The organism is Bacillus sp. FSL W7-1354, from assembly GCF_038002405.1.
In the GTDB taxonomy this organism is placed as follows: domain Bacteria; phylum Bacillota; class Bacilli; order Bacillales; family Bacillaceae; genus Bacillus; species Bacillus paralicheniformis.
The window spans coordinates 4,048,360-4,061,029 of the sequence record NZ_JBBOCL010000001.1 but is presented as its reverse complement, the minus strand read 5'-3'; the positions used below and the strand labels follow the sequence as shown (position 1 = coordinate 4,061,029).

The 12,670-nt window shown below is 47.4% G+C and carries 12 protein-coding genes and 1 other annotated feature; of the genes, 4 read left to right on the top strand and 8 right to left on the bottom strand.

Translation table 11 applies throughout. The features are described 5' to 3' along the window. The gene (locus tag MKZ04_RS20510) at positions 1–1,020 is read right to left on the bottom strand and encodes a hypothetical protein (RefSeq protein ID WP_341046910.1); all 1,020 of its coding nucleotides are present in this window, start codon (positions 1,018–1,020) and stop codon (positions 1–3) included. Between the two features lie 56 nt (positions 1,021–1,076). Further along, positions 1,077–1,457: an RlpA-like double-psi beta-barrel domain-containing protein gene (locus MKZ04_RS20505; RefSeq protein ID WP_020450411.1), complete on the bottom strand. Its 381-nt coding sequence runs from the start codon at positions 1,455–1,457 to the stop codon at positions 1,077–1,079. A gap of 192 nt (positions 1,458–1,649) precedes the next feature. Here MKZ04_RS20505 and MKZ04_RS20500 point away from each other — a divergent pair, with 192 nt between their 5' ends. The 4 genes from MKZ04_RS20500 to tyrS all read left to right on the top strand — a co-directional run bounded on the left by MKZ04_RS20500 (position 1,650) and on the right by tyrS (position 4,766). Continuing rightward, positions 1,650–2,051: a hypothetical protein gene (locus tag MKZ04_RS20500; protein WP_328067189.1), complete on the top strand. Its 402-nt coding sequence runs from the start codon at positions 1,650–1,652 to the stop codon at positions 2,049–2,051. Beyond that, positions 2,048–2,614: a hypothetical protein gene (locus MKZ04_RS20495; RefSeq protein WP_341046907.1), complete on the top strand. Its 567-nt coding sequence runs from the start codon at positions 2,048–2,050 to the stop codon at positions 2,612–2,614. The genes MKZ04_RS20500 and MKZ04_RS20495 overlap by 4 nt, the downstream gene beginning before the upstream one ends. 197 nt (positions 2,615–2,811) lie before the next feature. Continuing rightward, complete coding sequence (locus MKZ04_RS20490; RefSeq protein WP_223254891.1) at positions 2,812–3,258, top strand: MarR family transcriptional regulator; 447 nt, start codon at positions 2,812–2,814, stop codon at positions 3,256–3,258. After that, positions 3,253–3,470: a binding site (T-box leader), on the top strand. Its footprint overlaps the gene before it by 6 nt. A 42-nt stretch (positions 3,471–3,512) precedes the next feature. Continuing rightward, on the top strand, positions 3,513–4,766 hold the full coding sequence (gene tyrS, locus MKZ04_RS20485) for a tyrosine--tRNA ligase (RefSeq protein WP_316072854.1): 1,254 nt from the start codon (positions 3,513–3,515) through the stop codon (positions 4,764–4,766). 215 nt (positions 4,767–4,981) lie between these two features. Here the strand turns inward: tyrS and pgmB are convergent, their stop codons facing one another. From pgmB to MKZ04_RS20455, 6 genes are read right to left on the bottom strand one after another with little or no spacing between them, the layout of a single operon-like run. Beyond that, entirely contained in the window at positions 4,982–5,662 is a 681-nt protein-coding gene (gene pgmB, locus MKZ04_RS20480) for a beta-phosphoglucomutase (protein ID WP_341046906.1), read from the bottom strand. Beyond that, on the bottom strand, positions 5,659–7,365 hold the full coding sequence (locus MKZ04_RS20475; RefSeq protein WP_341046905.1) for a glycoside hydrolase family 13 protein: 1,707 nt from the start codon (positions 7,363–7,365) through the stop codon (positions 5,659–5,661). The genes pgmB and MKZ04_RS20475 overlap by 4 nt, the downstream gene beginning before the upstream one ends. Then, positions 7,307–9,643, bottom strand: coding sequence for a glycoside hydrolase family 65 protein (locus MKZ04_RS20470; RefSeq protein WP_212110067.1), 2,337 nt, complete (start codon positions 9,641–9,643; stop codon positions 7,307–7,309). The genes MKZ04_RS20475 and MKZ04_RS20470 overlap by 59 nt, the downstream gene beginning before the upstream one ends. Further along, the gene (locus MKZ04_RS20465) at positions 9,621–10,505 is read right to left on the bottom strand and encodes a DUF1189 domain-containing protein (RefSeq protein ID WP_065643607.1); all 885 of its coding nucleotides are present in this window, start codon (positions 10,503–10,505) and stop codon (positions 9,621–9,623) included. The genes MKZ04_RS20470 and MKZ04_RS20465 overlap by 23 nt, the downstream gene beginning before the upstream one ends. Before the next feature lie 4 nt (positions 10,506–10,509). Then, entirely contained in the window at positions 10,510–11,361 is an 852-nt protein-coding gene (locus MKZ04_RS20460; protein WP_023855564.1) for a sugar ABC transporter permease, read from the bottom strand. Continuing rightward, positions 11,362–12,669 carry a carbohydrate ABC transporter permease gene (locus MKZ04_RS20455; protein ID WP_095292988.1) on the bottom strand — a complete coding sequence of 436 codons (1,308 nt, stop codon included), beginning with the start codon at positions 12,667–12,669 and terminating at the stop codon, positions 11,362–11,364. Position 12,670 lies beyond the last annotated feature (1 nt).

Below are 12,670 nucleotides of genomic sequence, written 5' to 3'. Positions count from 1 at the left end.
TTATTCGTCAATAACGGAAAAGGTGTTGATAATCCCGTTTGTTTTTTCCCAGACTTTGCTCACTTTATTCGTATCCATATCATACGAATAAATCGTTCTCACCCTTGCTTCGCTCCCCGTTTCATCTTCAAGCAGCTTCGCATCTTTTGCTTCAGCGAGAAAGTAAAGTTTTTTCCCGTCTTTCGAGAATTGCGGCTGTGCTGAGTCGACTAATGAAAATGCCCGCTGATCTGAAATGATCGCTTTATATTTTTTCGTTTCGGCATCCATCGCATAAATCGACTTCTGATCATCAGCCGATTCTGTAAAGACGATCGTTTTGCCATCCGGCGAAATTGCCGTGTCATTGATAAATTTTGCGATCGTTTTCACCTGGTGCTGATCTTTCTCATCCGCCAGGGAAATGTTCATATTCGTCGGTTTGGGCGGCACTCCTTTGCTGTTGGCCTCATCTGTTTTTTGATAGTCTTCTTTCAATGAATAATGCAGCATAACGAATTGATTGTTCGCTTTGTTGTACTGATAGTAGCTGACGCTCTCGTCCTTGTTGTTTAACGATGGATAAATGACGTGAAACGCCTTTTGTTTTAAATCAAAGGAAGCGAGGTGAAAATTTCTCTCCTCCGCAAGGTTGTATCGCATGAACAGCTTCGAACCGTCCGCCGATAAACTGAGTCCGTCGACATATTCATCCCCTGAATATAGGGTTGTTTTTTCGCCCGACTGCAAATCCAGCCTGATCAAATGCTTCATATTGCTGTTATCGGTGTTCGTATAATAAAGAATGCGTTTTTTCCGGTCTAATGCCGCAGCCGGGTAATCCGTCATCTTTTCTTCATACAGCTTATTTTGATTTTCATAGTAAGCGGTCATCAGCTTCTGATCGGTTATCGATACGAGCAGGTCCGAACCGCTGCCCTTTGCCGGCTCCGCTTTTTCCGGGACGAAATAGCGGAAGGCCGCAAATGCGCCTGCGGCTAAAATGACGGCCGCCAACAAAAACACAAAGACTTTTTTCATATTCGCCCCCGCCAATTGAAAGAAGCAAGAAAACGATTTTCCTTGCTTCTTTTCTCCTATTTTTTATATGTATAATGTCCGGCTACCTTTCCTTTGCTTGTCGGAAATCCCAAAGCTCTAAAAGCTTTCGGGCTTACATCCAACACAGCGCCCGGCATTCTGCCGACATCATATTTATAGACTGTAATGACTTTCTTTGGTTTTGCTTTAGAATAGGCTCTTATTTTTGTGCCTTTTCTCGGAACATCGAAGCCCATCTTTGTGGCGCAGTCCCAATGGCCGAGCCTTTTGCCGTCAGCGCCGACTTTGCCCACGCCGTTGTACCAAGTGATGTAGCCGCTGACTTTTTTCGTTTTAGCACTCGCCTCACCGGCAAAATTGAATGCCAATAGCAAGCTGCCTGCCAAAACAAAAACAGAAAAAAGTATCTTCTTCATATAAAAATATCCTCCGTGAATGGGATTTTTTTCTGACATTCAAATTATACCTTTTTTCATAGAAATGGTATTTTACAGTTTGTTTACGTTTAAAATGCAATTATTACGCCCAGTTTTCTACCAAACTATCAAGAACAGATGACACCTTTGCCAGGATCGTTCGTATATAAAAGAGAAACCGAAATGAATAGGATGATCACAGTGAAAAAATCGAAACTGATCTCGTTATCCGCGGCTGCGATGCTTTTCGCCGTTCCCCTATCTGGATGTTCATCATCCGCTTCAGACCGTTCACAGGAGGTCTCAGAAGACCAATCCATTCAAAAATACGATCTCGTATGGTTTGATTACGTGAATGACAGCGAATCCGACAAAGCACCTTTACTGAAAGCATCATACGTGAAAAATGGGAAAGACAAGACGGAGACTTTCAAAAAATATGTAGAAAATGTGGAAAATGTCGAACAGCCTTACATTAAAATCCGTGATCATGAAGCCTTCATCTACCGTCCCCCATACATCAAATATGACCAGGAGCCGCTTGAGGGCGTCGTCAAAGATAAAGTGGAACAAAAAAGCAGTGATGAACAATGAAGAAAAAAAGCGCTCCTCTTATTTTGATCATGGCGCTGTCTCTCTTGCTGCCTTTTGCTCAAGCAGAGGCAACAGGCAGCAATGGAACATCCGGAGCCAAGGCTTCGAGTTCCTCGGCTAATAACAGCTCTTTAAAAACACGTCCGGGTTCAGTCAACCAGAGAATGCGCAGTTATATGAATCAGTCTGCGAGCCGACAATATTTAAACAAGAGCAGTCAGTTCAACGCCATCCAGCGGACATTGCCGTCCAATGCCCTATTCAAAGGAAGCATCAAGCAAACACTCAATCAAAATCCTGCTGGATCAACCTTTTTGAATTACTACTTTCCATACTGGATGATCTTCCACGCGGGCGGATATACAGCAGAACAAAAAAGCATGCTCCGCACCGCCGGAATCAAAGAAAAAGCGCTCTCTGAACGAAATGAAAAAAGATATTGGCTGTTGATTGAAGATCAAAACGGAAAAGAACATGCCGTCCTCGTCTCGAAAAAACAGTATGACAACATTCAAAAAGGGGATCGGGTTGAAGTGCGCCGCAAACAGATCACCAAAAAATAGCTGAAACAAGAGCCGGTCATCATCATGATGCCGGCTTTTCTCGTCATATCAAAAAAGGGCTTGCATGGATGAAAACCATCTGTTAAAATTCGTTTCATAGCTAATGATTCTGAAAATAAAAAGGCAGGCGTCACGATTTGGATAGATCCCCCCATCTTCGACAGGAAGAACACGACACACTCATCAAGCTGAAACGCATGCCGATCGAGTCCTTGAATCTTGAAGCCATTTCGGTTGCCACCAACCTTTACCGGTCAGCGCAAAAGCTCCGCGTCAAAATGGAGACCGAGATCCTTTCCTCATATCAATTGTCATGGACGGCTTTTTCGATTCTTTACGATCTATGGGTATGGGGCAGGCTTGAAACGAGAAAACTCGCTGAACTGTCAGGCATTTCAACAGCCACTGCGAGCAATGTCATTAAAACGCTTGAAAAAAAGAACTTTTGCGGAAAAAGCACGGATCCGAGAGACCGCAGACACGTATACGCCGAGATCACCCCTGAAGGAAAAGCCGCTATTGAAGAGCTCTATCCGGCGTTCCACAAAGGGGAAACAATGCTGATCAAAGGCATGACAAAAGAGGAGCAGAATACATTGATCGAGCTCCTTCGAAAAGTGAACGACAATCTTCATAAACCATAAGCAACGACGGGAACAAGTAGCGGGCTGTCTCCCTGTTCCAGAGAGCCGGCGGCTGGTGCGAGCCGGTACAAAGGCAGACGCGAATTACCTCCCTGAGCTTTCTTTGTGAACCTTCAAGTAGCAAAGAACGGGAAACCGTTATCTGAAATAGAGCGGAAGACGGAGGTCTTCAACCAGGGTGGTACCGCGTGCATTTGAGCCACGTCCCTTATCGGGATGAGGCTCTTTTTTTATACAAAAAAGGAGGAGTTATCATGCAGCAACAACAATTTGATCAACTGACAACTGCCGAGAAGCGGGAAGTCGAAAGGCAGCTTCACTTATATATGAACGGAGCGGAGGAGGTCATTCCCCCGGAAGAACTGCGGGCAAAGCTGGCCAAATCGATTTTGACCGGCGAACCGCTGAAAATTAAGCTTGGTCTCGATCCGTCGGCGCCTGACGTTCATTTAGGCCACACTGTCGTCTTGAATAAGCTGCGCCAATTTCAGGAAAACGGGCATATCGTCCAGCTCCTGATCGGAGATTTCACAGGAAAAATCGGCGATCCGACAGGAAAATCCGCCGCAAGGAAACAGCTGACGGACGAAGAAGTCCGCCGCAATGCCGAAACATACTTTCAACAGTTTGGAAAAGTGCTTGATCAGAACAAAGTCGAGCTTCACTACAACTCAAAATGGCTGAAACGATTAACCTTGGAAGACGTCATTGCGCTCGCGGGCAAAATTACCGTCGCCCGTTTAATGGAACGCGATGATTTTGAAGAAAGAATTGCCATGCAAAAGCCGATTTCGCTTCATGAATTCTTTTACCCGTTGATGCAGGGATATGATTCGGTCGTTCTCGACAGCGATATCGAACTGGGCGGAACGGATCAGCATTTTAACGTGCTCATGGGCAGACACTTTCAGGAAAAGTACGGAAAAGAAAAACAGGTCGTCATTCTCATGCCGCTGCTTGAAGGACTTGACGGGGTTGAAAAAATGTCGAAATCAAAGAACAATTACATCGGCATTGATGAAGACCCTCATGAAATGTTCGGAAAAACGATGTCGCTTCCGGACAGTTTGATGAAAAAATATATCCATCTTGCGACCAACCTGGAGGCGGAAGATAAAAAACGACTTGTCAAAGATTTGGAAACGGGGGCCGTTCATCCGCGAGATGCGAAAATGCTTCTCGGGAAAATCATCGTCAACATGTATCATGGAAGCGAGGCAGCCGAAGCGGCCGAACAGCAGTTTAAAAAGGTTTTTCAGCAAAACAGCGCGCCGGACAATATAACGCCTGTACACTGGCAAGGTGACGGAACGGTGCCTGTCACCGATTTATTGGTGACGCTCGGACTCCTCCCTTCCAAAAGCGAAGCCCGCCGAATGATCCAAAACGGCGGCGTTAAAATCAACGGCATCAAAGCAGAATCGATTCATGCGGATGTGGCGGTCGAACACGGTATGATTATCCAAGTCGGCAAACGGAAGTTTGTCAAATTGCAAATGTCTCAATAAACATTCAGCCTAATCATCCTTTTAAAAGGATCGATTAGGCTGTTTTTCATGAAAAGCGCAGGCGTTAGAATTTGCAACAGGTCGGTATTCAATCGCCTGATGGTTTCGATTCGAAAAGCATATCCGAACGGCCTCCCGAACACCTTGATCTTAATTTTGCCTTCTCCTCTCTGATTGCAAATAAGGCCGCCAGAGGCGGCCTGCCATTTTACGATTCATTTGTCTTCTCTTATGCAGCAACAGCGCTGCCATCCTTCCTTCAGCAGCTCAAATGTCAGCTCGTTTGTGTCGGGCACGATCAAATCAGCCCCGCTCAGCGATGTCTCATCACCGACTCCCACCGCAAACATCCCTGCGGATTTGATCGCGGCGATCCCGGCTTCAGCGTCTTCGATTGCTGCACACTGAGACGGAGGCACACCGAGCAGCGCTGCGGCCGTCAAAAAGATTTCGGGGTCGGGCTTTCCGCGAGCAAGCGCAGCCGGGTCAACGACAGCATGAAATTCGTCCATGAGCCCGAGCCGTTCCAAAATAGCGGGCGCGTTTCGGCTTGACGAAGCTAACGCGATGCTTACATTTTCCCTTTTCAATTCGGCAAATAGCCCGGCGATTCCCGGCAACAGGTCATGCGGTGTCAAGTTTTGGATCAGCTGTTGGTAGTATTGATTTTTCCGGCGCATGATCTCTTGTTTCTCCGCCTCCCGATACGTTCCGGCCGCACCGCCGTGAATCAAAATCGTGTTAAGCGACTGCTCTCTGTCGATGCCTTTCAGCCGTTCATTAAAGCTCCGGTCAATCTCAATGCCGATTTGTTCGGCAGTATGTTTCCAAGCGAGATAATGATGCTCGGCCGTATCCGTGATCACGCCGTCCAAGTCAAAAATGACCGCTTTCATAATGTCGAACCCTTTGCCCGGCTGATCATCATAAAAGCTTCATAGGGTTCCATGTCCATGCTGCCGCTTATATCAAGCCGCTCGCGGGCGTAATTGGATAACAGCACATCCCACTTGTCTTCAAGCAATTCCGGCGGAGCATGAAACAGCGCCTTTTCTTCTGACAAATTCACGGCGACTAACAGCTTTTCGCCCCGGTATTCACGGATATACGCAAAGATTTGCGGATCATCCTCAAGCAGCAGCTGGTAATCTCCATGTACGATAACTTTATGTTGTTTGCGCAGCCCGATGAGCTTCTGATAATAATAGAAAATCGAATCTTCATCTGAGAGCGATTCTTTCACATTGATTTCTTGATAGCGGGGATTTACCGCCAGCCAAGGCTCTCCATCTGTGAAGCCCGCGTGTTTTCCGTCATCCCATTGCATCGGCGTTCTCGCGTGATCCCGCCCTTTTTTCGCCACGGCTTTTCGAAAGTCTTCCTCTGTCATCGTTTGATTTTCGAGGACAAGTTCGCGGTATGCGTTTTTGATTTCGAGATCATCATACATCTCGAGCGGCATTTCACTGTTTGTCATGCCGATTTCTTCTCCCTGATAAATGAACGGGGTTCCCTTCATCCCGTGCAAGACCGTTGCAAATGCTTTGGCGCATTGTTTGCGCAGTTCGCGGTCATTGCCCCAGCGGGATATGACCCTCGGCTGATCATGATTTTCGAAATAGAGCGTGTTCCAGCCGACATTCATTAAAGCGGCCTGCCACCTCGTCATCGTCTTTTTTAAAGCGATCGGATCAAACGGCTTCATCTGCCATTTCCCATTCGGCGAATGTTGTTTTGTATCGATGTCCATATGTTCAAATGTAAAAATCATGTTCAGCTCATGTCTGCTTGGATCCGTGTATTTTATCGCTTCTTCAACATCTGAGCCGTTTGCTTCGCCGACCGTCATGCAGTCGTAACGGGACAGCACTTCCCGGTTCATCTCTTGTATAAATTCGTGCAGACGGGGGCCGTTTGAATGATAGCGGCCGACGACATAAGGACTGCTGTCATCTGTTTCATAATCGGGAAAGTCGACATATTTGGAAATGGAACCGATCACATCCATCCGCCAGCCGTCAACGCCTCTGTCCATCCAAAACGTCATCAAATCGTATACTTCCCGGCGAACCGCTTCATTCTCCCAGTTTAAGTCAGGCTGCTTTTTCGAAAAGTAGTGAAGATAATACTGCCCTGTCCGCTCATCGAATGTCCACGCCGATCCTGAAAAGATCGATCCCCAATTGTTCGGTTCTGAACCGTCCGCCTTTGGATCTTTCCAAAAATAATAATCACGGTAAGGATTGTCCTTTGACTTGCGGCTTTCGGCAAACCAGGCATGTTCATCAGACGTGTGGTTCACGACAAGATCCATGATGATTTTCATTCCGCGTTTATGCACTTCATCAATCAATTGAAACATATCATCGTTCGTCCCGAACTTTTCGTATATGCTTCTGTAGTCGCTGATGTCGTAGCCGTTGTCATCTTGCGGGGAATCAAACACAGGACACAGCCAGATAACATCGGCTCCGAGGCTTTTAATGTAATCGAGCTTTTGAATCACGCCCTGCAAATCACCGAATCCGTCTCCGTTGGAATCATAAAAACTCCGCGGGTAAATTTGATACACGACTGCCTCTTTCCACCATTGGCTCATCGGGCATCCTCCTTTCATACCGTCCGTTCAGTGCGATTTGCTCTCCATAAACTGTCATGGAAAGCGGTTCTCCTTTTACAAGGTTGAAGGCGACGCTGTTTTCCTCTACCTGCACATTGATTAGCCGGTTCCGATAATTGATGTTGAACGAATAACCGTCCCATTCCTTCGGCAAAAACGGAGCAAACGACAGCGTCTCATCTTGGGTCCGCATGCCGGCAAATCCTTGCACGATCGCGAGCCAGCTTCCGGTCATCGATGTAATATGAAGCCCTTCCTCTGTGTCATGATTGTAATTATCCAGATCAAGCCTCGCTGTACGCTTATACAGTTCAAGCGCTTTCTTTTCCATTTTGAGTTCAGCCGCCAGCACCGCATGGACAGACGGCGAAAGGCTCGATTCATGAACCGTCATCGGTTCATAAAATTCAAAGTTGCGCCGTTTTTCTTCCGTCGTAAATCGATGATTAAAGAAATAAATGCCTTGCAGAACATCCGCCTGCTTAATAAAACTGGAGCGGAGAATTTTGTCCCATGACCAATTCTGATAGAGCGGGCGGTCATCCGGTTCAAGCTCATCCGCTGCCTGAAGCTCTTTATCCAGGAATGTATCATGCTGAATAAAAACATTTAATTCCTCACTGTATGGATAGTACATTTTCGCAATGATATCCTTCCACCTCTCGATTTCGGCTTCCCGTATATCAAGCCGGCGGCGTTTTTCCTCCGGGAGGACAGCGAGGTTTTCGAGCGTGTACTCAAGCGTCCACGACGCAATCAAATTCGTATACCAGTTGTTGTTGACATTGTTTTCATATTCATTCGGCCCTGTAACGCCGTGGATCATATATTTGTTGTTACGTTTTGAGAAGTGGACACGGTCAGCCCAAAATCTGCTGATTTCCACGAGAACGTCTATCCCGTATTCTTTCATATAGTCTCGGTCGCCTGTGTAATTGACATAATTGTAGATCGCATAACAGATTGCGCCATTGCGGTGAATTTCTTCGAAGGTGATCTCCCATTCATTGTGGCATTCATCGCCTGTGAAGGTCACCATCGGATAAAGGGCTCCCCTCAGCCCCAGTTTGGCCGCATTCCGTTTAGCTGCCTCCAAATGATGATATCGGTATAAAAGCAGATTCTTTGTCACCTCCGGCTCGGCCGTCGCCAAATACACAGGAACGGCGTACGCCTCAGTATCCCAGTAGGCGGCTCCTCCGTATTTCTCGCCCGTGAATCCTTTCGGCCCGATGTTTAAGCGCGAATCGGTTCCGTAGTATGTCGAGAAAAGCTGAAAGAGGTTGTACCGGATGCCCTGCTGAAGCTCATCATCCCCTTTAATTTCAATGTCAGCCTTTGCCCACCTTTCCATCCAATGTTCGGTATGCCTCCGCTTCGCTTCTTCATATCCCTGCTGAAGAACATCAGCCAAAAGCGCCCTGCCCTTTACTAAAAGCTCTGCTTCTTCAAAGTCCCGGGACGTTGTGACAATGATCAATTTTTTTAAAGAAGCCTTTGTTCCCGGCTTCACTTCGTAACAGAAGCGGTTTTCCGCGTACATCGCATCCGTTTGAAAATGCTCGCTGACATATCCTTCTGTCACATTGCACATTGAAGCAGCCACCGTAAAACGCGGCGTTCCAAACGGATTCTCAATCGTTTTTGTCACAAGATGACCGCGATGAGATTCGGCGCCTTTCGCTTCTTCCTGCCAAAACCGCTCTTCGAAATTGGCATCCTCATTTGCGACATGGCCATCAAGATAAGGGACAAGTGTAATAACAGCTTCATCGGTCAGGCATTCCGCTTCATAATGAATCGCGCACAGCTGCTGGACATCAAGACTAAGAAAGCGCTCCGACGAAATTTTGACAGCCTTTTGATTCACGCGAACGACAGCGCTTCTCCGCAGGATGCCTTCCTTCATATTGAGCTCCAATTCAAACGATTCGATGCCGTTTTGATTGAGGTCGACTTTTTCGTCGTCTACATATACATCAATTCCGATGAAATTCATCGCATTGATCACTTTCCCGAAATATTCGGGATAGCCGTTTTTCCACCAGCCGACACGCGTTTTGTCCGGGAACCAAACCCCTGCGATATATGTGCCTTTGAGACTTTCGCCTGAATAGCTTTCTTCAAAATTCCCCCTGATCCCCATATAGCCGTTCGCCAAGGATGTCAGACTTTCCTGAAGCCGCTTATGTTCTTTTTCAAATTGGTTTGTTTTGATTTTCCACTGGTCGATCTCAAATAGCCGCTGATTTACCATGATTTCCTCCTGACTGAAGATTTTCGTTGTGATGGCGGGTTTTGAATATATGCCTGAAGATGAAAGAGACCATCAAAGCGCTTCCGCACGAATGGATGAGCAGCATCATGATGAAGTCAAAGCGGATCATACCAAAAGCCATTGCAGCCGCTGCCGGAAGCGCTGATCCGCACACCGCCGCTGCGGCCGCTTCCTTAAACGACCTTATCCCGGTCATGTTGGATTTTTTGGAGATCCAGATGCCTCCCGTCAGAACGGCCGTTACAAAAAGCGAAATGATGAAAACCGCGGAACAGGCCAGCATGATGATAAGCGGCTTATATTGGGCAAACCACATGGCACCGATAAAATCCCCTACATGATCGGCATCTAGATCATTCAGCCCGGCCTTTGCCGGATAGCGGACAGAAAACCCCGCTCCGCTTTGATCGCTGATAATCAGATGATCTGACTGAAAGATGAGCGCGTTTTGATAGCCGCCTTCCGCCTTTATCCGGCCGTTCTCACCGCTTGTTTTCAATTCATGCTTCAAATCGACCGCCAGCAAGGTTTTCTCTTTCTCCACACGGTACAGCTCGTCTGTGCCTGTCAATCTCCCGTTTGTCAATTGGTAGCCTTTTAATTGTTTGATGAATGCCGCGTCAGCCTTTTGAACAACGTTTGGGAGCAAATTCCCGGCGTTGAAGCGGTCCATTTTCATCAACGCAATCGACACGGGCGCCGTTAAGCAAGCTGTCAAAAACATAAACAGAAAAGAAATTTCGAGCCAGCTGAATGTATGTTTGCAGCGCATGACGCCCGCCGGTGATGCCGCTGCTTTAAGAAAGCGGACGATCAGCTTTTCGTGTCTCATGTCGTTCATCGGTTTATCCCTTCGTTCCGCCGGATGTCAAACCGGACACAAAGTTCTTTTGGAGAAAGAAGAACAAGATGCAAATCGGCAGAGCCGCAAGAATCGCGCCCGCTGCAAACAGCGCGACTTTTTGCTGCTGCGGATTGGAGATGAATGTCTGCAAACCGACGGCGATGGTCAGGCTTTCCGGCGAGCGAAGCAGAAATTTCGCCAGCAGATAGTCGCCGAACGGCCCCATAAACGCCCACAGCGCCTGGACAGCAAGCATCGGTTTCACAAGCGGCAGAACGACCGAAGCAAAGATCCGCAGGTGCCCCGCTCCGTCAATCCGCGCCGCTTCATCGATTTCTCTAGGCACTGTATCAAAGTAGCCCTTCATCAGCCATGTGTTCATCGGAATTCCGCCGCCGATATAGATTGCAGTTAAAAACCAATATTGGTCCAAAGCTCCGATCAGCATGGCCAGGACGTAAAAAGCGGTCAGCGCCGCCATCGTCGGCACCATTTGAATGATCAAAAAGAAAATGAGACTCTTTTTTCGGCCCGCAAACCGGTAGCGGCTGTACGTATAGCCGGCAAGCGTCACAATCGTCACCTGGAACACCATGACAGACAGCGCGATCACAAGCGTATTTCCGTACCAGTTGAGGTAAAGCGTCTCTTCAAACAGCCGCTTAAAGTGGTCCAATGTCCATTGGCCCGAAAAATCGAGTGTAAAAGCCGCTACATTCCCGACCCGAAATGCGGATGATGCCGTAATCAAAAGCGGATAAATAATCACGATGCTTAAAAACGTTAAAAATATATAGGTCAAAACCTTGTTCAGCATCCCGGTGAACCGCGTATTTTTGAAAATCCCTCTCATCTACATGACCTCCTCATTGCCAAAGGCATTCGATTTCTTAAAAGCAATCAGGGAAACCCCGATGACAATGAAAGAAATGAGCAGTGTGACAGCAGCCGCCACGGAATACTGCGGCGACGTTCCCGTCGTCAGCTTATAGATCCAGGATATTAAGATGTCGGTTGACCCGGCTCCGGCCCCCACACTTCCCGGACCGCCCTCATTAAATAAATAGATGATCGAGAAGTTATTGAAATTAAACGTATACTGGGTAATCATCACCGGTGCGGTCGCAAATAAAATCATCGGCAGCGTAATGTGTTTAAAGCGCTGAATAAATGTCGCGCCGTCAATTTTTGCCGCTTCATAAAGCTCTCCGGGAATCGCCTGAAGCACCCCTGTCACCATGACATAAATGTATGGAAAACCCAGCCACGTCTGAATCATAATCAAAGCCGTCTTCGTCCAGAACGGATCGGTCTTCCATGCGACAGCCGGGATATCGACGAACGGGAGCTGGTTCAAAAGCGGGATCACTTGGACGTTCATCGCGCCCGCCGAGTCATTAAAAATGTTGGCAAAGCTCATAATCGTAATAAATGCCGGAACGGCCCACGGAAGCAGGAAAATGATCCGGAACATCCGCTTGCCTTTAATAAAGTTTTGATTGACGACCAACGCTGTCACGATGCCGAGAACAATTTGCAGCGTTGTCGCACAGATCGTCCAGATGATCGTCCAGCCCAGTACATCGGCGAATGTTTGCCGATACGAGCCAAGGAAAAAGATATTCATGAAATTTTTAAAGCCGACCCAGTCGATGAGACTGTTAGGCGGAATATGATAAAAATCGTAGTTTGTAAACGCGATAAACAGAGTCACCAGCACCGGAAAAATAATTACAAACACCATCATGAGGTATGCCGGCAGCGTAAATAAATACGGAAACCCTTTGTCACCTGCATTTCTGATCATGTCCCCGGCCGTCTCGCTGATTTTCAAACCCGCCGCTTTCATCGCGGCGGTCTTCCGGGCATCATACAGATTAAAGATGTAAAACATCAGAAAAACGAGCGTCAATATCAATTGCAGCGTGCCCTCTATCAACAGAAACAGCGAGTGATCTTCTCCCGGGACAGTCCCCAGCGTCGCGAGGCCGATCAGCGCCTGATAACCGAAAACCGCTAACTCACAAATAAACAAGCCTGTGATGACAAGAAAAAGGATCCCCTTTGAAAACTGCCGGTTTGCAATCTGGCCAGCACCGGGAATAATCGATAACAGCGCTGCCTTCCGGCTCCGTTTTGCAAGTGTTTGGTCTTTGTTCATT

Coding starts and splice junctions, on each gene's coding strand:
- MKZ04_RS20510 (WP_341046910.1), bottom strand. CDS start 1,020: ATGAAAAAAGTCTTTGTGTTTTTGTTGGCGGCCGTCATTTTAGCCGCA.
- MKZ04_RS20505 (WP_020450411.1), bottom strand. CDS start 1,457: ATGAAGAAGATACTTTTTTCTGTTTTTGTTTTGGCAGGCAGCTTGCTA.
- MKZ04_RS20500 (WP_328067189.1), top strand. CDS start 1,650: ATGATCACAGTGAAAAAATCGAAACTGATCTCGTTATCCGCGGCTGCG.
- MKZ04_RS20495 (WP_341046907.1), top strand. CDS start 2,048: ATGAAGAAAAAAAGCGCTCCTCTTATTTTGATCATGGCGCTGTCTCTC.
- MKZ04_RS20490 (WP_223254891.1), top strand. CDS start 2,812: ATGCCGATCGAGTCCTTGAATCTTGAAGCCATTTCGGTTGCCACCAAC.
- tyrS (WP_316072854.1), top strand. CDS start 3,513: ATGCAGCAACAACAATTTGATCAACTGACAACTGCCGAGAAGCGGGAA.
- pgmB (WP_341046906.1), bottom strand. CDS start 5,662: ATGAAAGCGGTCATTTTTGACTTGGACGGCGTGATCACGGATACGGCC.
- MKZ04_RS20475 (WP_341046905.1), bottom strand. CDS start 7,365: ATGAGCCAATGGTGGAAAGAGGCAGTCGTGTATCAAATTTACCCGCGG.
- MKZ04_RS20470 (WP_212110067.1), bottom strand. CDS start 9,643: ATGGTAAATCAGCGGCTATTTGAGATCGACCAGTGGAAAATCAAAACA.
- MKZ04_RS20465 (WP_065643607.1), bottom strand. CDS start 10,505: ATGAACGACATGAGACACGAAAAGCTGATCGTCCGCTTTCTTAAAGCA.
- MKZ04_RS20460 (WP_023855564.1), bottom strand. CDS start 11,361: ATGAGAGGGATTTTCAAAAATACGCGGTTCACCGGGATGCTGAACAAG.
- MKZ04_RS20455 (WP_095292988.1), bottom strand. CDS start 12,669: ATGAACAAAGACCAAACACTTGCAAAACGGAGCCGGAAGGCAGCGCTG.